The sequence below is a fragment of the Proteus sp. STS61-E genome (genome assembly GCF_040932335.1).
GTDB classification, from domain to species: Bacteria; Pseudomonadota; Gammaproteobacteria; order Enterobacterales; family Enterobacteriaceae; genus Proteus; species Proteus mirabilis_B.
In genome coordinates this window covers 359,217-379,309 of the sequence record NZ_JBFQGE010000001.1, presented here as the reverse complement: position 1 = coordinate 379,309, position 20,093 = coordinate 359,217, and the positions used below count along the sequence as shown (strand labels likewise).

Here is a 20,093-nt window from a genome sequence, read left to right as displayed (position 1 = left end):
TAACTCGAAAAAGTAAAGTAAATACTTTAGTCATTAAGTTAATCAGTCATTTTAGAAAAAAATAAACAGATTAAAAAAACATCAATTAATAACCTTTTCTATTTATCTAAAATAAGATTTAAATGAACTATTAAAGTGATTAATTAAAGTGTTTTTTTAATATCTAATTTAACATTTTGATATTTAACATTTAAGAAATAAAGATTTTTACAACAATTAACAATAAATATTTTATATTGCCGCATTAATAAAATGCTTTAATATTAATAAGATATTAAGGTAAGATAAAAAACAAACTTTGCATCCTTATTTTATTATACTTCCCTAATGTATTAATTCTAACATGGTTTGTTATCTTACATTTTTAAGAATACTGTTGATTAGTTTCTCTTCTCTTTTTTATTCACTTGCTATTCATTAATAACTCTCTTCTTTTTTGAACATTAATTAAAGTTTAATAACGCTTTATTTCATATTAATAAAAAAATGCAGAATCACGTAAGTTTACCTATTAACCATTTAGTTAATTTTATTTATACTATGTTTTTCCCTGGTGTTGTATTAATTTTCGCCCTGTTTCCCCAACAGGGCATTTTTTTATCCCAATATTTCAGCACCTTACCGTAACCCCTTGTCAAATAATACAAAATAAAAACACATGAAACATTTAATTGATAAATTAACATTATTTACTTATTTTTAATGCAAAATCCTTCATTATTTTCTTTGATCTAAGTCAAATTAAACATTCATATTATTTACTCTTTTCGTAGATAAATTGCTTTTTTCTCCATTTTAAAATCTATTTAATAAGGGTTAAAAATGTTTTTTTTATCATTCGCCTTATTTCAATTACCCACAAAGTGGTATAATAATTAAAGAGGAATAAGATTTTATTGTTATATTTAATTACCTTGATTAAAAATTGACCCAAATAAAGTACATCATTTTTAATGCACATTAATGACTAATATCTTTATTTGCTTGCATTAATAAGCATGCTCTTTTACCTTACTTATATCGTTACAGAGGGATAAATAATGGGTTATAACCTTTCAGAATTGACACAAGAAGAAAAAGATAAGCTAAATATAAGTTTAGCTGCTTCAGGCGTCGCTTTTAAAGAGCGCTATAACATGCCCGTTGTAGCAGATGCTGTTTTAAGAGAACAACCTCAAGCTTTTCAAGCCTTCTTTCAAGAAAGGCTAGTATTTTATCGTGCAAGAAGCCAACACTATTCTCGTTTACCTTATGAACCTCCGGTAAAAAAATAGCAAACACTCAGCACGACTTTAATAATGATAAAAAAAGAGATAAACCAAGGTTTATCTCTTTTTCTTTCAATAGATTAACGACAACTCACTATCATCTATCAATTATTTAGGAGAAACATAAGTAATCGTATTGTCATCACAATTGACTTGAACATTGTAACGAAGGTCTGTTCTTGCACCTCTTACATTCAATACCATCTGATAGTTATTATTCATCTTGATAACTTCATTCGCATTGATACTAGCAACAGGTTTTGACCCTAACGCATTCTTATCATCTTGCCAGCGAGGTAGACGATTTTGTAAATAATCATTCTTTACTCGTGTAACAATTTGATTGTTATCTAAATTAACGCAACTCGCAAAAGGTGCTGAACGCACAATGTCTTTATTAACCTTTTCGATACTTTCTGCAGATACTCCAAAAGAAACAGCAAGTAAAAGACCTGCTCCAAGTATCCCTGTTTGACCAACTAACTTGCTTAATTTCATATAACCTCCCGAAAATATCTTTTAAAACAGGATGTGTTTTCATTAAGCATAGCATATGGTTAATAACACAATTGTGACATTTGTTAAAAAATTGTTTTATTCATTCTCATCATCAAATACGATGGATACAGATTCACGGGTTGTATGTTTCTCTCTTAATTCTTGAGCGACTAACTGAATTGCCTCTCCGCTACTCATTCCCTCAGCCATAAGAGATTGAATTTTTTCTACTGCTTTTTGTTGCTCTTCATGTGTTAATGTAGGCATTCCTAGAAACATAATGTTACTCTTATCTTTATTAACGTCTATTTTGTATTTACATGAATGTAATCTTTTTGATTACAATTTATTGTGCGAATAATACAACACACTTTGTTTATATGGTCATAAGATGGATATGCAATTACAACAACGTGAATTAACTTATACCCCTGATCTAGCACTGCGGGTATTTTCTCCTATTGCGTCATTGCCTTGGTCTAGTTTACTTCATTCTGGCTTTGCCGAACATCCTCATAACCGTTTTGATATTGTTGTCTCCGACCCGGCTATAACTTTGGAAACGCGCAAACAAACAACAACCATCAAAGAAAAAAATGGTGCGGTGAATCGCTCTAAAAAAGATCCGTTCACACTTATTCAAACTGCGTTAGAACAATTTAATTTCCACCCAGAGCATAATGAATCGTTGCCTTTCTTGGGAGGCGCTTTAGGTATTTGGAGTTATGACTTAGGTCGCCGTTTTGAAACTTTGCCTGAAATAGCGAAAAATGAACTTAATTTCGCAGATATGGCGATTGGTATTTATGATTGGGCACTTATTGTTGATCACCATTTAAAAAAAGCTACTTTAATTAGCTATCACAATATTGATGAGCGCTTACAGTGGTTAGAAAAACAAACATCCACATCTATTGATACCGCATTTACCTTAACAACCGATTGGCAATCAAACATTAGTAGTGATGAATATAACGAAAAAATTGCTAAAATACATCAATATTTACTTTCGGGTGACTGCTATCAAGTTAATTTAGCTCAACGTTTTTGTGCAAATTATACTGGTAGTGAATGGAATGCATTCTTGACACTGAATCAAGCTAATAAAGCGCCATTCTCTTCTTTTATGTGTTTACCCAACAATTTTGTGATTAGTGTTTCACCTGAACGTTTTATTCATTTAGCTGATAATAAAATAGAAACACGCCCAATAAAGGGAACACTGCCTCGTAAAGCATTGCCAGAAGAAGATGATGAACAAGCACAGTTATTAGCAAACTCTCGTAAAGATCGCGCTGAAAACTTAATGATTGTTGATTTAATGCGTAATGATATTGGCAAAGTTGCAGTAACAGGCTCAGTAAAAGTACCTGAATTATTTGTTGTTGAGCGTTTCCCTGCGGTACATCATTTAGTCAGTACGATCACGGCGCAGTTGCCTTCACATTTAACAGCGACTGATTTATTAAGGGCAGCATTCCCCGGTGGTTCTATTACGGGAGCGCCAAAAATCAGAGCAATGGAAATCATTGAAGAACTTGAACCTCATCGTCGTCATGGATACTGTGGTGCAATTGGTTATATCAGTTTTTGTGGCACAATGGACACCAATATCAGCATCCGCACTTTATTGACTGAAAAAAATAAAATTTACTGCTGGGCTGGTGGTGGTATTGTTGCTGATAGCGTTGCTGAAAAAGAGTACCAAGAAACATTCGATAAACTTGGGCAAATATTAACTGTTTTAAATGAGTCTCCTGTCGATGACACCCATTGATACTTTTATCAATCGTTTTCAACTCACATTACCTGATGACAAGGTAAATCAGCCTCTTCATGCCCAAAAATCGGCGGCCGTCTTGCTGCCGATTATCAATAAACCTAACCCAACATTATTATTAACTGAGCGAGCATCAACGTTACGCTCTCATGCAGGACAAGTCGCTTTACCCGGCGGTAAACGTGATCCTGAAGATAGCAACCTTATTGCAACTGCACTAAGGGAAGCACATGAAGAAGTGGCTATTCCACCTAATGCCGTATCCGTTATTGGTCAGTTAGCCCCTTTACAAAGTTCTAGCGGATATTTAGTCACCCCGATTGTGGGCGTTATTCCTGCGGGCTTACCTTTGCGTCATAATCCTGCTGAAGTCGCCTCTATCTTTGAAATGCCATTAAGCCATGTACTTAATGCTCAACATTATCAACCATTAGATTTTCATCGTGCTGGTGAAAATCATCGTATCTACTTTTATCCCTATAATGGACATCTTGTCTGGGGATTAACCGCCGCTATTTTACATAGACTCGCTTTGCATATCACTTAATGCGCTATTTTATATTCAGCCTGTGCTTTTTATCACCGCCTTCACAACTCTACTTAGCTATTTTAAAAAAATGTTGTAAACTACATCATTAACGGGACGATATAATCGTAAAAACGATCCCTTTACTATAAATAACTATATTTTATTCTTTTTAACCCTCTCTCTTATTATTAAGGAGTCTGACGTGATTAGCGTTTTCGACATGTTTAAAGTGGGCATCGGACCATCTAGCTCTCACACCGTAGGGCCAATGAAAGCGGGTAAAGAATTTGTCGATGATTTAGTCAGCCAGGAACTGATTGCGTCTGTCACTCGTGTAGCTGTTGATGTTTACGGCTCCTTGTCTTTGACAGGCAAAGGTCACCATACTGATATCGCAATTATTATGGGGTTAGCAGGTAACGCACCAGCTACTGTCGATATTGACAGCATTCCCGGTTTTATTCGTGAAGTTGAAGAAACTGGCAAGCTATCATTAGCAAACGGCCTAAAAGTAGTCGATTTCCCAGCAGAAAGTATGCATTTCAGCAATGACAACCTGTCATTACATGAAAACGGTATGACAATCCATGCTTTTGCAGGCGACAAAGAAGTTTATAGAAAAACCTACTACTCTATTGGTGGTGGTTTTATCGTTGATGAAGAAAATTTCGGTAAATCAACATTAAATAGCAAGCCAGTTTCATACCCTTATGCAAGTGCAGAAGAGTTATTAAAGCACTGTAAAGAAACGGGTTTATCTATTTCTAGTTTAATGATGAAAAATGAGCTAGACCTGCATACTCAAGCAGAAATTAATGCTTATTTCGCTGATGTTTATAAAACAATGCAAGAGTGTATTGAACACGGTTTAAATACAGAAGGCGTATTACCGGGACCATTGCGTGTACCTCGTCGTGCAGCTGCATTAAATCGCTTATTAACATCAAGCAACAGCCTGTCAAACGATCCAATGAAAGTTGTTGATCTGATCAATATGTTTGCACTGGCAGTTAATGAAGAAAACGCAGCAGGTGGACGCGTTGTCACAGCACCAACAAATGGTGCATGTGGTATCGTTCCTGCGGTATTAGCTTACTACGATCGTTGCATCGAACCTGTTACACCAGAAACCTACTTACGTTATTTCTTAGCATCTGGCGCAATTGGTATTCTTTACAAAATGAATGCTTCTATTTCAGGCGCTGAAGTAGGTTGCCAAGGCGAAGTAGGTGTAGCTTGTTCAATGGCGGCTGCAGGTCTTGCTGAATTATTAGGTGGAAGCCCTGAGCAAGTCTGTATTGCTGCTGAAATCGGTATGGAACACAACCTTGGTTTAACTTGTGACCCAGTTGCAGGTCAAGTTCAAGTTCCTTGTATTGAACGTAATGCTATTGCTTCAGTTAAAGCTGTTAATGCCGCACGTATGGCAATCCGTCGTACCAGTGAACCTCGTGTTTCTCTCGATAAAGTCATTGAAACCATGTATGAAACAGGTAAAGACATGAATGCTAAATACCGTGAAACATCACGCGGTGGTCTTGCAATCAAAGTACAGTGTGACTAACTAGCACTATTTAGACGAAAAGCCATTCAATTTGAATGGCTTTTTTATTTTGGCTACTTTATTTTTAATCATCACTTAACTCTTAGATAACTAAAGATAATAATCATAAAATACACATTTAAAATTAAGTAATATATCTTTCTATAATTTAAACCTTTCTTATTTTTCCATATTAAATATAAGCATTAAATGAACGCATTAAATATAGGCTCATTGAATATTCATTTAATTTTGTAAGAAATAGAGCTTATAATTCTCAGGTGTATTTATTTCTATAAAAATTTGACTTCTTATTATAAAAATAATTAAAACCCATTGTTTATTATATGGTTAATTATTCATCATATTGAAATTTATCATTTTTTTAACATCTTGTGATTATTAATAATATATTTAAAATCACTCGATTCAATAATGATAATTATTATCAATATCATCTTTGAAATATAATAAATAATATGTTGCCTTTCGAAAATAATATGTTATCTTCTGCACCAAGTCATTGGGGAGTAGCCTGTCTTAAAATAAAAAATATTATTTTAAGAAATCTGTATCAACATACTCGCTTATTTTCATCTAGCGTGGTACAGATGCCGTAATACGGTTGGCAAGACCATAGACACATGATTGTACTTCTTTGGTTGGGGGTCAATTGTGTGTATATGGAAATACCCCAACCGAGGCTTTATTATGAGTTTCTACGCTACTATCATTCTCGCCCTTGCCCTTTCTATGGACGCATTTGCTGTCGCAGTCTGTAAAGGTGCCACATTACACAAACCTCGTTTTCGTGAAGCACTCCGCACTGGATTTATATTCGGTATTATTGAAGCCAGCACCCCTGTTATTGGTTGGGCATTAGGCTTATATACTAGCCAATATATTATTCAATGGGATCATTGGGTTGCTTTTGGATTACTGTTTGTTCTTGGTAGCCGAATGATTTACCAAAGCTTAAAACGTGGTGATGATTGCCCTTGTGAAGAAGATGCTCCACAACGCCACGGCTCACTGTCTTTAATTGCAACAGGTATTGCAACAAGCCTTGATGCAATGGCAATTGGTGTCGGTTTAGCGTTCCTTCAAGTCAATATTGTTCATACCGCGATGACAATTGGTATGATGACGATGATTATGGCAACTCTGGGTATGCTAATTGGTCGTTATATTGGTCCAGTACTTGGAAAAAAAGCGGAAATTATTGGTGGGATCGTATTAATTGCAATCGGCTTTAATATTGTCTTCGAACACCTAGAATTATTTATGTACGCCAAATAATCTCTAATAAAGTATATTAAAAAGCTTAGGTTTGAAATATTACGACCTAAGCTTTTTTATTAACTAAATAAACTATTTTTTATTTCATGTGATTAAGCATGACGTTGATAAACACGAATTAAAAAGTCGGTTTCACATTCAAAGTTTTTATTTTCTGCTAATGACTGTTTTACTTCTTCACTTGCACGCCATGCAAATGGTGTCATCTGTAATAAATCAAAAGCCTGCTTGCCATTTAAATTCATCATATAAGCAACTTGATGTTCAGATACTTTATTAAATCCATCAAAATATTCTTCTTTTAATGGATGAAGATGTATTTCTGAATAAATTAGTGCTTTTAACTGATAGAGATGGCGAGGTGCTGGGGTAACAGTAATAATATAACCATTGTGTGCAATAACTCTTGCTAATTCATCACTATTACAAGGAGCATAAATGCGCACAACTGCGTTTAAAGAGGCATCACAAAAAGGTAAGCGCTGACTTGAAGCTACGCAAAAATGAATTGATGAATAACGTTTAGCAGCATATTTAATCGCGACTTTAGAAACATCCAAACCATACACTTGCGGGTTACGTGATTTTAGATTTTGATAAAACTGGTTGGTGTAATAACCTTCACCACAACCAATATCCAATACAACACTGTTATCTTCAGGCAATAATGTTTGTATTAACTCAGCCACTTTATCTCGCATTGGCTGATAAAACCCCGCATCTAAAAATTCACGGCGTGCGTTTATCATTTCAGCGCTATCACCAGGCTCTTTTGAGCGCTTAAATTGTACGGGTAACAGATTTACATACCCTTCTTTAGCGCAATCAAACTGATGATTATTGTCACAAACCCAACTGTGAGCGCGAAGAGAAAGTGCCTGATGACATAATGGACATTGATAGGACATAGTAATATTTTTTGCATAACCCAGAATAAAATTGGGAGAGATAATAACATACCTCTCCCAATCTTGCGGAAAACCTTGCTCTTTATTTTTCATCTTAAATCATGCTTTCTATGCTAAGTCGCTTAATAAGCACAACTTATAGGCAAATCAAGTTCGTTTTAATTTTTCAGTGTTAGCGATAAATAACGCAATAACTAACAGCAAGATTGCGCCTGACTGAATTAGCGTATCAACAGAGTCTTTATGCTCAACAATAATTAAACGTACGATTGCCGTTATTCCAATATAAATAAAATATCTAAGAGGGAAATGCCCGCCAGATAAAAAATACTTAACAATAAGCGCAATAAACTCAAAATAAAGAAAGTAGATCAAAATACCTTCTAACAATTGATAAGACGACTCTTCTGCACCTAAATTAAATAATAATGAAGCAATTACATATGTTTCTTTGATAAGAAAACTGACCAATACAATCGCTAAAATAAGTAATCCAATATTAAGCACCCACTGTAATATAGTGGCAATACATTTCAGTAAGTCTTCGCTTGATTTTCTCATATAAACTATAACCTAGTGGGATCATTCCATGATGTGTAAAAAATGATAAAAGGCCTATTAGGCAATTTGGCTAAATTTTAATAGATTTATGCATTCATCACACTATTTTTTATCTTTTAGAGCCAAAAAACCAAGAATAATGATGCAATAATCGCAATATTCACTTTTAAATTTCAACTTGTAAGCGGGTTTACTTATACTTAATTTAAGAGCTAATTTATTGAAAAGGCACACTATGGCTAACAAATACCTCGTTGCAATTGATTTATTAGAAGATAGCAGAATTCAGCGCATGATCGAAGATATTCGCTTCCTAGCTAGGAAACCAGAAAATTATTTCCATTTCATTACAGTTATGCCTAATTTACGCTCTTTGGAAGCTTATGGACTTAATTGTGATAGTCCGTCTGTCGTTGAGAAAAAGCAACAAGCTTTAGTTCTATTAACTGAAAAATTAGAGCAATGTGTAAAACAACAATTTAACTTACCCAAAGAACAATACCAATGTCATGCCGTTATTGGTACGCCTAATTACAATATTCTAGAGTTAGCAGAAAAAATTGATGCAGATACCATTATTATAGGTTCAAGCTCACGTAACCAACGCAATATATTGCTGGGTTCGACAGCGGATTATATTGTAAACAGTACGTCACGTTCGGTAATGGTCATTCGCAAATAAAATCACTAGCCCTCTTTTCTTTTGGCAATAATACTAGGTTATTCATTGCCAAAAGAACTCTGTGATCCCCTACGTTATAAATAGCACTAAATGCACCTTAATTTTTTTCATTTCAAATAGTTAACTTGTTAGAATACAGACCAAAAAACTAAAATTTCAGGTCTTTTTAGGTTCAATATTTACAATTAATCCTATTCAAAAGATAAAGACTGCCCTGCATTAAAATCTTTTGCATTAAGATATTTTCGTCCTAACACGCCCGTGCAATGACATCCATAGACATCAATGTTTGTATCTATGGCTTTTTTCGCGCGCTGCAATGCTGATGGTGTTGCACAACGTAAATGCAATCCTCCTACAATCGCTTGAATTTGGTTATTTCCTGTTATTTTTTTCGCATGTCCAATGATGGATTCGATACCCGAGTGACTACACCCTGTGATAATCACTAAGCCTTTTTTTCCTTGCCAAACAAGAAAGCTATCATCAAGAACATAGTCATCTTCTTCACCTGATTCATGAATAATAACACCGTAGCGTTTATTCACTTGACGTTGGGTCACTTGCCCCGAATAGATAAAGTTTTCTTCGATTGCTAACGGTGCTTGTGTTAATTCAAAAGAGAACTGTGCTTCAAGTTTTTTGCGCTCAAATAAAGGCGCTAACCGTTTAAATTTAATATTTTTATTGCCTAAAAAAAGTGCTGAATAACGAACAGAAAATAGATGGGGATGAGCGATAATTCGAGGTTTATGAGTAAAAAAATCTACTGGCAAATGTGTGAGCCCACCAAAATGATCATAATGCCCATGGGACACAACAATTGTTTTCAATGTGGTTAAATCAATACCCATTTTTTGGGCATTTGAAATAAAAGTAAGGTCTTTTCCAGTATCAAAGAGAATTTTAGCTTGGCACTCATCATCTTCTAACAATAATGACAAACCAGGATAGTGGTTAAGTTCAGGATTAATCGATTTGTTTTCTAGCAATGCAGTGATCGTTAACATAGGGGGTTTTTAATTATTATCAGGAAATAACTAATAGTAATTAAAAAAAGAATTTGTTCCAAATATAAAAGCTGCTGTTCTGTGCGATTGCTTTACTTTTTAAGTTGCATAATCGCTGTTACGCGCGAACGGAACATAACAGCGATATCACTAAATCTGCAAATATTCTTATTTATCATTTATAAGAACATTAGGCTTATCTTACTGCCCTACTTTCTTACCACCATAACAGAACGTTTTGCATAACGTGTAATATCTGCAGCCGTTGAACCTATATGATATGAATCATCTTCAGGATTGTGCGAGCCAATCACAATTAAATCAGCATTCACTTCATCAGCGACCTGCAATATTGCATCTCGTGGTGTACCAATACAAATGTGAGTTTGCATTCTATCGTCAGGTAAATCAAAACGTTCGATTATTTTTTTAAGCTCTTTCTCTGCGGACGTTTTTAAGCATCCTTGATCTAATTGATCACCATTCATAACAAGTCGATAATAAGAAGATTGTGGAAGTTTAGGAAGTACATACAAAAAGTGAACATAAGGATCTTCATTTTTTGCAATATTTTCCACTAACGGAATTGCTTTGTTCATCAGGTTATCTTCATCAATATCAATGGGAACCAAAATATTTTTATACATACCGTCTCCTTTTATTTTAATTGTAGGATAGTGTATTTTTAGAAAAATACCGGATGTAGTTAACATATTTTAAAAATATTTTATTTCAGAAAAATAACGTCTGTTTTTCACTCAAAACAATAATAAGAAATAAGTAAAAAAATAAATTAAAATAAATGGAAACTTTATTTTTAATAAATTTTTATTTTAAAAACTGGTAATTATTTTATTAGCAATGGCATTTTATTTTTAATAAAAAGCCTTATTAAATAATAAGGCTCTCTCGTTTTACTATGTAATCTATGTGGTCGTCGCTATGTTATTTTTGAACACCATTTTTCTGTTTGTTCTTCTTAACGTATTGATAACCAACTGCTAATGCGATAAACCACAGTGGAGTCACACTTAATGCTTGCCGAGTATCATGTTCAAAAGCTAATAGCACTGTCATAAATGCAAAAAATGCAAGACATAGCCACGACATAATAATCCCCAAAGGCATTTTATAGATAGACTTCTCATGCAATTGTGGGCGTTTTTTACGATATGCCAAATAAGAGCATAAAATCATACTCCAAATAAACATAAATAATAACGCCGAGACTGTTGTTACCAAGGTAAATACGTGCATAACATCAGGAATAAAATAAATTAATATAATTCCACATGACAGACATAAGCTAGTAAATAACAGCCCATTGGCAGGTACTGCACGTTTAGATAATTGGCTAAATTGTTTTGGCGCTTCGCCTTCTTTAGATAAACCGAATAACATCCGGCTTGTGGAAAATATCCCACTATTCGCAGAAGAAGCGGCAGCTGTTAATACAACAAAGTTTACTAAACTTGCGGCTGCAGGTATTCCTATCATAACGAATAGCTCAACAAATGGGCTTTTATCCGCTAAAATAGAGCGCCACGGAGTTACCGACATAATAATGGCTAATGCTAATACGTAAAAAGTAATAATACGGATAGGAATAGCGTTAATGGCTTTTGGCAAGGATTTTTCTGGATTACGTGTTTCCGCAGCGGCAGTACCGACTAATTCAATCCCAACAAAAGCAAAAATAGCAATTTGGAATCCCGCAAAAAACCCACTTAATCCTTTGGGGAACATCCCTCCATCATTCCAAATATTCTCTAGTGCTGCGGTGTGCCCTGCTGGAGATTCAAATCCAATACTGATAAGAACAATACCAACAATAATTAAAGAGACAATTGCGGTTATTTTTATCATGGAGAACCAGAATTCCATTTCTCCGAAGAGTTTGACTGTCGCTAAATTTAAAATAAGCAATGTCAGCACACAAATAAAGGATGTGCCCCACTCAGGGAAATTAGGTGCCCAATAACTAATATAAGACGTTATAGCTACAATATCGGCAATCCCCGTAATGACCCAGCAAAACCAATATGTCCAGCCGACAAAGAAGCCAGCCCATGGCCCTAATAAATCACCAGCAAAATCACTAAATGACTTATATTCTAAATTCGATAATAACAGCTCGCCCATGGCTCTCATCACAAAGAACAAGACAAAGCCAATTATCATATAGACAAAAATAATTGATGGCCCAGCTAACGAAATGGTTTTCCCTGATCCCATAAATAGACCAGTACCGATAGCACCACCAATAGCAATTAATTGAATATGACGATTTGTTAGCCCGCGCTGTAGAGTGGCATTCTTCACTCTAACGGGAGGAGAAATTTCTGTTTGATCTTCCATACAATACCTGAAGTGTTTTCATATTTTCGATGTTGTTTTTACCGCTATTTTATTTTTTGGCGCGGTAATGTGTTTGCGAAATTATTGTGACACAAATCTCAGTATAAGTAATGAAAAGATCACTTTTAGTAAAATGAATGATGCTTTGATAACCAGATAAGATCCTTTCTTTAATTTATTCGGCGATATTTTATCCATTTGATAAAAAATCAAAATAAGCGCTTGACCATCGCATTTGAGAGGAGAATAATCAGCGCATCGGGTTGTTAGCTCAGTCGGTAGAGCAGTTGACTCTTAATCAATTGGTCGGGAGTTCGAGCCTCCCACGACCCACCAATTTTACGCTGAGAAATCAGGCAATTGAACCACTTCGCAAGAAGTGGTTTTTTGCTTTTAGAATAAACTGTCGCGGAAGTGTTACATTTATCTTAAGCTGAAAACGCAAAATAATACGGCGATTAAAGAAAACTGCACTCGCTTATTTTTTATCCAAACCTATAGTAGATAGAATTAATCAAAGAAAACAATTAATCTAGTTTAATGAGATAACTCAATATAAACTACCAATAAACCTATTTTATCTCTTTTTTATCTTTAAATTCTCCGCCAAAATCGTCAATCAAAACATAGTTAATGGTGTTTATTTTACTATCCACTAGGTTGATTTGCTGTTTGGAAAATGGCGCTATCATTGGAATAAGAATATTAGGGTTGTTTTCACTCGACGCTGATTTAATAGTGACATAAAAAGGTGTCGGATTTTCAATTGTTAACTGTTGATCTGATTTTGTGAAAATAAGAGCGCTACTGACATCGGAAATCGCCATAATTAAATTATCAGGGCGATAAAATACTTTTACTTGCAATCTAACGACGACATTAATTAAGCCTTCATCATATTTCTTATTCGCTGGCTTAGGCATGATTTCATATAAATTCAGCCAATAAAGCGTCTCTTTCTCTTTATCAGTATTGGTAAACTTATTAATCACTCGTACCTGTTGTGATTCACTCGGTTTTAATTGTAATACTGGCGGTAGTGATAAAGCGGAAACATCGGTTATGGTCTCTGGGGTATTTTCTGGGTTACCATCATCCACCCATGTTTGAACTACCACCGGAAACTCACCATCATTTTTTATATTTAATGATGCTTCTCTGTCCGAATGATAAAGCACCACTCTTGAACCGTCTAATGCTAAATTCGCTTTGGCGATAAACGAAAAACACAGTAACAGAATAAAAATACTGATCCTTTTCATATTTATTGCACCTGTATAATCACTTGTAATGTCGCATTAAATTTACCCGCAGTTATTTTCTCTCTCGGTAGCGCTTCTAATGAGGCATATAATGTTTTAGTTAAATCGGCAATACCATTATTAAATGAGACTGAACTAGCATCATCATAAACAGGATACCAACCGTAGCCCTCACCTTGTCCTTCATTGGCTAATGTTGATAATAAATTTAATGCCACACCGGATGGGCGATATATTCTTACACCAACCCCTTTTGCCATACGAGAGTCAGTACCATAACCATCTGTCACTAAATGGGTAATTCCTGCGCCATTAGGTACTGTTAATCCTAATTCAATTGCCTTATTAACATTTGCAGGTCTGGGTAAAAAACCCATTGCGGTTTGTCCTACTCCTGTTCCACTAGAAATATTGCTCATACCATCACTCGCCGGTGGTGTTAATTGGCAATAAAAATCAATTGTAATAGGCAAAGTCACTTTTTTACCACTTGCTAACTCATTAATAGTAACCAATGGAAATGAAACATAAGGCGTAACATTTCGCACAAAACAAGTGGATGCATTACGAATATAAATACGGCGAGACATGTTTACAGCAGCAGGCCAATAAGCATAAAAGCCATGATAGTTTGTCGCGTGATCTGAACCATCTTTTAATAAATAAGAGAAGTTGGAACTTTGAAAGGCGATATAACCTGCTGGTTGGTTAATAAAAGTAATTAAACCACTACTTGATTGTGCAGGTGGCATATCACCTGTTCTTTCATAATTAATCTTAAATAACTCTACTTCCATATTAGAGAAGTCTTTTGCTTTTACTAAGATCCATCCTTGGCTATCTCTTTCTAAATTATTTAAAGCGCGAGATTTCCAATAGCGACTATAATATTCACCTGTAATGGTATTTTTAATGCGAATACCTAGCCCTCTTGCCAAACTAATATAAGTATCATTTAAGCCTAAAGCTGGATTAACTAAATTTCTGCCACCATAGTTATAGTCACCATTCGTTGAATAGAACTCCCTTAATTTACCCTCTTCATCGGCTGTGCAACGAAATAATATTTGTTCAGGATCATAAACTTCATAACCCGCCTCGAAAAAAGAGACAAAACCACTCGCCACTAATGTACCCGGAATTTGAAACTGATCGTTATTAACATTAATGACTTTAGGGGTACTTCCCATTGATCCTGAATCATCCCGAGCACCTTGCCAACTTTTCGCTGAACCTTTACCAGGCTCGGTATAATACGAACTATTGGGATTCGTCGTCGTAGTTGTTATTTTATAACATGTTGCCAAAGCTAAAGAAGGAAATAGCATCAACGCCAATAAAATAGAGGACTGACAAGAAAGTAAACAGCGATTTAATTTCATAAGCATTGACCTGATAATAAAATGAGTTTATCGACTTCTTTTTCTTCTGGTATTGAGTAAGCGATTTGGCAACTATCTTCATCTTTACCGACAGTCAGTGTCCCGTTTCTATTTTCAACCCTGACATAAATTTGGTTACTTTGCCCCACCATACCAACAATATGTCTATCCTTATCATAAACATTTTCACCTAATGCCAATACACTTTCAGGCTTAACCGAAATCAATACAGGATATCCGACTTGAGTTTTAAAAACGATTTTAGTACTTGAACCTGAATATGGTGCTATTTGCTTAGTATTTTCCAGCAATTCGATATTATTATTTCTAATATTTTTCCCATCCAAGCTAACATTATTATATTGGTAAGGAACAAGAGAAGGCACAATAGCATAACCAAAGGGATCTATGCGTGCCCCCATACCATTACTCACGCTCGCACCACTTGCACCTTTTGCTTCCACTAAAGCAAAAGAATCACTAATACGAGGTCCTAATGTTACTCCACCACTGTGAGCAACTAACGCACCTTGAATACCCACACTACCTTGAGTGTAATGTTTACCATTAGAAATACTGCCTGATAACGTAGTAAAAGGAAGCTGTTTTATTAAATGTAAACCACTGCCTACAGCTCTATTTTGTGTGTCATAATCTGCATTTACACTATAAGAAAGTGTTTTATCTTCTCCTAAAAGCCCTGATAAATTCGTTTGATAACTCGAATCATCACTAGAATGGCTAGAAGATAACGATAGCATTGGTGAATAATCAGAACGTCCTAATGGCATAGAAACAGACAACATCACCATATCTTCCGATATTGGATCAGTTGTTATTGGTGTAAAAGTATTATTCGCCGTCATTTGTCCTGTTTTTTGGCGGCTGTAAGCGAGGCTATAAGCAATATCTTTATAGGTATTTGAATAACCGATTTGATACTGAGCATCATGTCCTTTACTACCATAATAGTTACTGATAGAGCCTGAAATATAGAGTTGTCCCCATTTATCAAGAGACTGATTAACACTAAGTGTAAACTGGCTTTCTTGGTTATAGCTGCTGGAATTCCATTCCATGTCATTGTTTGCACTTTTTCTCAACCCTAAAACATCATTATATTCGCGGAAATTCTCTGTTGAATATTTATAACCAGCCAGTGTAATAACAGTATTGGTTGGGCTAAAAGTACGACTATAACTAACACCTAATCGCCCACCTTGATAATTTTTGCCGCCCACTTCCGCATTTGAAAATGCCGAATTAAAACCAATTGCCCCTAATTTTGTAGCAATAACAGAGCCGACAAATACTGCTTGATATTGATGTCCTACACGCATTCCTGTATTTAGGGTTACCGTATTATTCACACCATATTGCAGAGCGATATCTGAAAAATAACTATTTTCTGAACCGAAATTATTCACTTCACCTGCGGTAAAGTTATATTTAAAGCGACCAGCCCTTACTGACTCTGGTAATGCGGTAAATGGCACAGTGAAAGAAGAAACTTTACCATTACTTTCGTTAATTTCGACTAATAAATCCCCTTCATAACTGGTTGGATAAAGGTCATTTATTTCAAATTGTCCGGGAGATACCGTCGTTTGATAAATTTCAGTGCCATTTTGTTTTATCACTACACGTGCCGTAGTCGTCGCAATACCACGAATAACAGGCGCATAGCCTTTTTGAGAATCCGGCAACATTCTTTCATCAGACATTAATTGAATACCCTTAAATGCCAGACTTGAGAATTGTGCGCCTGTTGTATAAATATCGCCGACAACTAACATCGACTTTAATGTCAATAAAGGTTTTTGTAGATACGTTCTTATCCAATTAAATTCACTATTACTTCCCGATTTCGATGAGTTATAAGAATAAGACGCCTGTTGGCGAAATTGCCAAGTTCCCAGATTTACGCCCATGTTGACACTACCAAAACCATAGTCCGAAGTTTGTCCGTTCGATTTATTCTTATAGTAATTACCAGAATAATTGGTGAACAACATGGTGTTGCCTGCATCTAAATCTTCTTCATTAACATAACCTTGTGGTCTTCGTTTTAATAAGATTTGGGGCACTGCAATCATTATTCTAAAGTTAGAAGCATCAAATGAATCTACAATGTTTTTATCAATTTGGTTTAATACTAAACATTGACCATTATCTTGATTGATCTCGTTATCAAGCAAAATGCCCATTTCATCAATCTGTTGTTGATTAAAACAAGGCGTCACTTTACCTTTATCATTTAATTGAAAACTCACTGTTTTTCTTTCAAAAAAACGATTATTAATATATATATCAACATCGTAATCACCAGGCTCCACATAATTACTGTCATGAAGCTGATTAATGTTGATATTATTTTTGCTACCTAATAATAAAGAAGGATCAAATTCATAATCATCAGCAAAGGCAAAAGACATTGATTGAATAAATAGAGAAAATGAGCCGATTAAGAATACGACTTTTATTCTCTTATTTAATTGTGCTGTGCTTTTTTCCATGAATTTCATTTCAATGCCATTTTTATTAATGAATTAAATCTGTCGCGCTATTCTGCCCACCTAGATCATTAAGGTATTTATAGGTCATTTTATCGGGTGAAAATGAAAGTTTCCCACCATTTTCAGCGACTAATACTTCTGTTGATAACGGAGAAACCATAGTTGATTTAAATATAAATTTTTGTCCCGAAGCATTAGTGGCTTCAAGTTGTGCAAATGACACAAAGAATGGTGAATCGTTTTTAATTTTTATATTGCCATTACTTTCTTTTGAGAATGATATTTGCTTCTCGATATTATTTAGCTTTGAGGCAATCGCTGTTGGGCGGTAAAATATTTTTAATCTATGATGCACAATAACCGTAAAGCTATTTCCTTCTTTTATGTCTTTATTCAGATCTTTAGGTGGAATTTGCGCCACATTTAAATAGAAAATAGATTCTTTATCTTGTGGTAAGCCTTCGCCAGTATAAATTAATCGAGCGTCTCTCCCTGTTTTAGGATCAATACGAAAAACCGGGGGCTGAACAACAAAAGGTGCATCTGCATTATCTGGGGTCGAATTAGGATTATTTTTATCCGCCCATATTTGCATGATGTAAGGAATTTCATCGTTATTCATAAACTTTAAAACTTCAAAGCGGGAATCCGATGAATATACAATACGTGTTTTTAACATGGTGACACTAGAATACGATGCTGTGCTATAACTTAAGAAAAATACGGCAATTAACATTATTATTTTTTTCATTACTTCTCTTCCTCTTATATAAATAGAAAAATGTCTCCTTTATATAAAGGAGACATATAAGCATTATTGATAAGAGATAGAGTACTGCACGCTACCTTCTACTTTGCCTGCTGTTGCAACATCATCAGCATAATAACGCACAGCATAATCATAAGATGCTGATTTTTCGTTTGCTTTTAATACTAAACCTTCGTTACCTACACCAGTTAAATCAATTTTAGTGCCTGTTTTCGCAGGATCAATAATTTCTAAGCTTACGTTGTTATTTGCTGCTGTATTGCCAATACGACCTTCTGTTGTCAGATTATTAGCAATAAAAATAGTTTTAATATTTGTATCTGTTGGTTTAGAACCCGTACAACCACTCACTGCGATAGTAAATGGTGTTTGACCTGCTGTTTTACCCGCAGTATCTAATGCAGTTACAGGTACTGTAGGTAATAAAACAACTGGAAGCGCTGAATTACCATTAACAGTTACAGTACAAGTTTCATCAGAAACTTCACCTTGAAAGCGAATGGTATTATCAGAAGCTGCATAAACTGTTGATGAAAAAACACCTGCGATCATCGCAGCAAGAAGTATTTTATTCATAATAAAACTCTCTCCGGTAATATATCTAAATAAGTTTATTTTTAGGTTTAAATAAATAAAAAGGCAGACACGAAACAAAATGGGTTTAATAACCTTATTTCATGTTTATTACGTACTAATATTTAAGTATGTATGATTATCTACTTATTTACTCATAAAATGCAACTATCTTCATCATATACAGCGGTTAATACGTATATATTTTTCGATTTTAAGCATATTCTTATAGTCTAAATATGACTATTACGCATTTTTTAACAAAAAAATATTAATTTTATTAGGATTAATATCAAAAATAATATTATTTTACTTTAATTTGATATTTGTTATTTTTAATAAAATAATACCAATCATTCATTAATTATTTTTAAATTAAAAAATAAAATCGTTTCTATTCTTTATTTGATTATCTAATAATTACTTACATCACTATTTTCTTTCAGAGATATTTAAATTAGATTAATCAATTAATATTTGGTTAATTGATTAATCTAATTTATAATCAGCATATTCGTTATATCACATTTAATATAACCATGAATTGTTTAATTTATTTTTATTAACTTATTAATAAAGTATAATGATGATATTTTTAAATAACGTCATCTTTTCACTCGTTATTATATTTTTATATTACTGTTTATATATTTCTTTAATCTAAACGTAAAACATTCTCAAAATTATTTGCTTTCGATTTGCTTGGGGTGATAGAAATACAAAGTATGTTTTCTGCCTTTTTTAATAAAATCTCATAATTTCCTACAGAGAAAAAAATAATTTCTCCAGCACGATACTGTGGATCATCTGGCTCTAAATCACCACCAGTTGTATCCTCCCCTGCACCAATAAAAATTTCACCTGATGGGCAACTGATATTTATTTTTACATCTGGATCTTCGATGTTGTCGCATAGATTTATTGTGTAAAAACCATCATTACCTAACCCAATAAATGCAATATTACCTTTGTTCATTTCCTCTAATTCATCATCTGGTATGCTCCACCAATCGGCTGTATCTGATTTTCTATGTTGGATTGCTTGTAAATCAAAAATTGCCAGAGTTGCTGTATCAGTCATAAAAGAAAACACATTTGACATCTTAATGCTCCCAAAACAGTTCTAAACGTACCTAAATATCTTTTCTCTTTATA

19 protein-coding genes, 1 tRNA gene and 1 riboswitch are annotated in these 20,093 nt (G+C 34.4%); of the genes, 7 read left to right on the top strand and 13 right to left on the bottom strand.

The window, feature by feature from the left end:
- The first annotated feature begins 1,040 nt into the window (after positions 1 to 1,040).
- The gene (locus tag AB4J89_RS01840; protein WP_088495265.1) at positions 1,041 to 1,274 is read left to right on the top strand and encodes a DNA polymerase III subunit theta; all 234 of its coding nucleotides are present in this window, start codon (positions 1,041 to 1,043) and stop codon (positions 1,272 to 1,274) included.
- Positions 1,275 to 1,376: 102 nt separating this feature from the next.
- On the opposite strand, the gene yebF is transcribed toward AB4J89_RS01840, so the two are convergent.
- Positions 1,377 to 1,766, bottom strand: coding sequence for a protein YebF (gene yebF, locus AB4J89_RS01835; RefSeq protein WP_311754981.1), 390 nt, complete (start codon positions 1,764 to 1,766; stop codon positions 1,377 to 1,379).
- Positions 1,767 to 1,862: 96 nt separating this feature from the next.
- Positions 1,863 to 2,045, bottom strand: coding sequence for a YoaH family protein (locus AB4J89_RS01830; protein WP_069367593.1), 183 nt, complete (start codon positions 2,043 to 2,045; stop codon positions 1,863 to 1,865).
- A gap of 112 nt (positions 2,046 to 2,157) precedes the next feature.
- Between AB4J89_RS01830 and pabB the strand changes: the two genes are divergently transcribed.
- From pabB to mntP, 4 genes are all read left to right on the top strand, one after another.
- The gene (gene pabB, locus AB4J89_RS01825) at positions 2,158 to 3,543 is read left to right on the top strand and encodes an aminodeoxychorismate synthase component 1 (protein WP_311754982.1); all 1,386 of its coding nucleotides are present in this window, start codon (positions 2,158 to 2,160) and stop codon (positions 3,541 to 3,543) included.
- Positions 3,530 to 4,093, top strand: coding sequence for a CoA pyrophosphatase (locus AB4J89_RS01820; RefSeq protein ID WP_023581869.1), 564 nt, complete (start codon positions 3,530 to 3,532; stop codon positions 4,091 to 4,093). The genes pabB and AB4J89_RS01820 overlap by 14 nt, the downstream gene beginning before the upstream one ends.
- Before the next feature lie 184 nt (positions 4,094 to 4,277).
- Positions 4,278 to 5,639, top strand: a complete 1,362-nt coding sequence (locus AB4J89_RS01815) for an L-serine ammonia-lyase (protein ID WP_088495262.1) — start codon at positions 4,278 to 4,280, stop codon at positions 5,637 to 5,639.
- A 492-nt stretch (positions 5,640 to 6,131) separates the two neighbouring features.
- Positions 6,132 to 6,244: riboswitch (yybP-ykoY riboswitch) on the top strand.
- 85 nt (positions 6,245 to 6,329) lie between these two features.
- Positions 6,330 to 6,917, top strand: a complete 588-nt coding sequence (mntP, locus tag AB4J89_RS01810; protein ID WP_006533102.1) for a manganese efflux pump MntP — start codon at positions 6,330 to 6,332, stop codon at positions 6,915 to 6,917.
- Positions 6,918 to 7,009: 92 nt separating this feature from the next.
- On the opposite strand, the gene rlmA is transcribed toward mntP, so the two are convergent.
- Both rlmA and psiE read right to left on the bottom strand, forming a co-directional pair.
- Positions 7,010 to 7,825: a 23S rRNA (guanine(745)-N(1))-methyltransferase gene (gene rlmA, locus AB4J89_RS01805; protein ID WP_088496019.1), complete on the bottom strand. Its 816-nt coding sequence runs from the start codon at positions 7,823 to 7,825 to the stop codon at positions 7,010 to 7,012.
- A gap of 147 nt (positions 7,826 to 7,972) precedes the next feature.
- Positions 7,973 to 8,386, bottom strand: coding sequence for a phosphate-starvation-inducible protein PsiE (gene psiE, locus AB4J89_RS01800; protein ID WP_023581865.1), 414 nt, complete (start codon positions 8,384 to 8,386; stop codon positions 7,973 to 7,975).
- 235 nt (positions 8,387 to 8,621) lie between these two features.
- Between psiE and AB4J89_RS01795 the strand changes: the two genes are divergently transcribed.
- Positions 8,622 to 9,068 carry a universal stress protein gene (locus tag AB4J89_RS01795; RefSeq protein ID WP_088495261.1) on the top strand — a complete coding sequence of 149 codons (447 nt, stop codon included), beginning with the start codon at positions 8,622 to 8,624 and terminating at the stop codon, positions 9,066 to 9,068.
- Positions 9,069 to 9,259: 191 nt separating this feature from the next.
- Here AB4J89_RS01795 and AB4J89_RS01790 read toward each other — a convergent pair whose 3' ends face one another.
- The 3 genes from AB4J89_RS01790 to cycA all read right to left on the bottom strand — a co-directional run bounded on the left by AB4J89_RS01790 (position 9,260) and on the right by cycA (position 12,436).
- Positions 9,260 to 10,078, bottom strand: a complete 819-nt coding sequence (locus tag AB4J89_RS01790) for an MBL fold metallo-hydrolase (RefSeq protein WP_088495260.1) — start codon at positions 10,076 to 10,078, stop codon at positions 9,260 to 9,262.
- Positions 10,079 to 10,287: 209 nt separating this feature from the next.
- On the bottom strand, positions 10,288 to 10,725 hold the full coding sequence (locus tag AB4J89_RS01785) for a universal stress protein (RefSeq protein WP_075674138.1): 438 nt from the start codon (positions 10,723 to 10,725) through the stop codon (positions 10,288 to 10,290).
- A 298-nt stretch (positions 10,726 to 11,023) separates the two neighbouring features.
- A complete protein-coding gene (gene cycA, locus AB4J89_RS01780) occupies positions 11,024 to 12,436 on the bottom strand; it encodes a D-serine/D-alanine/glycine transporter (RefSeq protein WP_088495259.1) in 1,413 nt (470 codons plus the stop codon).
- 260 nt (positions 12,437 to 12,696) lie between these two features.
- Here cycA and AB4J89_RS01775 point away from each other — a divergent pair.
- Positions 12,697 to 12,772, top strand: a tRNA-Lys gene (locus AB4J89_RS01775).
- A gap of 236 nt (positions 12,773 to 13,008) precedes the next feature.
- On the opposite strand, the gene AB4J89_RS01770 is transcribed toward AB4J89_RS01775, so the two are convergent.
- The 6 genes from AB4J89_RS01770 to AB4J89_RS01745 all read right to left on the bottom strand — a co-directional run bounded on the left by AB4J89_RS01770 (position 13,009) and on the right by AB4J89_RS01745 (position 20,040).
- The gene (locus tag AB4J89_RS01770; protein ID WP_088495251.1) at positions 13,009 to 13,698 is read right to left on the bottom strand and encodes a molecular chaperone; all 690 of its coding nucleotides are present in this window, start codon (positions 13,696 to 13,698) and stop codon (positions 13,009 to 13,011) included.
- Positions 13,699 to 13,700: 2 nt separating this feature from the next.
- On the bottom strand, positions 13,701 to 15,080 hold the full coding sequence (locus AB4J89_RS01765) for a fimbrial protein (protein WP_227718994.1): 1,380 nt from the start codon (positions 15,078 to 15,080) through the stop codon (positions 13,701 to 13,703).
- Positions 15,077 to 17,596: a fimbria/pilus outer membrane usher protein gene (locus tag AB4J89_RS01760; protein ID WP_368467885.1), complete on the bottom strand. Its 2,520-nt coding sequence runs from the start codon at positions 17,594 to 17,596 to the stop codon at positions 15,077 to 15,079. Before AB4J89_RS01760 ends, AB4J89_RS01765 begins: the two co-directional genes overlap by 4 nt.
- Positions 17,597 to 17,621: 25 nt before the next feature.
- Entirely contained in the window at positions 17,622 to 18,347 is a 726-nt protein-coding gene (locus tag AB4J89_RS01755; RefSeq protein WP_088495249.1) for a molecular chaperone, read from the bottom strand.
- Between the two features lie 63 nt (positions 18,348 to 18,410).
- On the bottom strand, positions 18,411 to 18,941 hold the full coding sequence (locus AB4J89_RS01750) for a fimbrial protein (protein ID WP_088495248.1): 531 nt from the start codon (positions 18,939 to 18,941) through the stop codon (positions 18,411 to 18,413).
- Between the two features lie 652 nt (positions 18,942 to 19,593).
- Positions 19,594 to 20,040: a DUF6386 family protein gene (locus tag AB4J89_RS01745; protein WP_368467883.1), complete on the bottom strand. Its 447-nt coding sequence runs from the start codon at positions 20,038 to 20,040 to the stop codon at positions 19,594 to 19,596.
- Between the last annotated feature and the right edge of the window lie 53 nt (positions 20,041 to 20,093).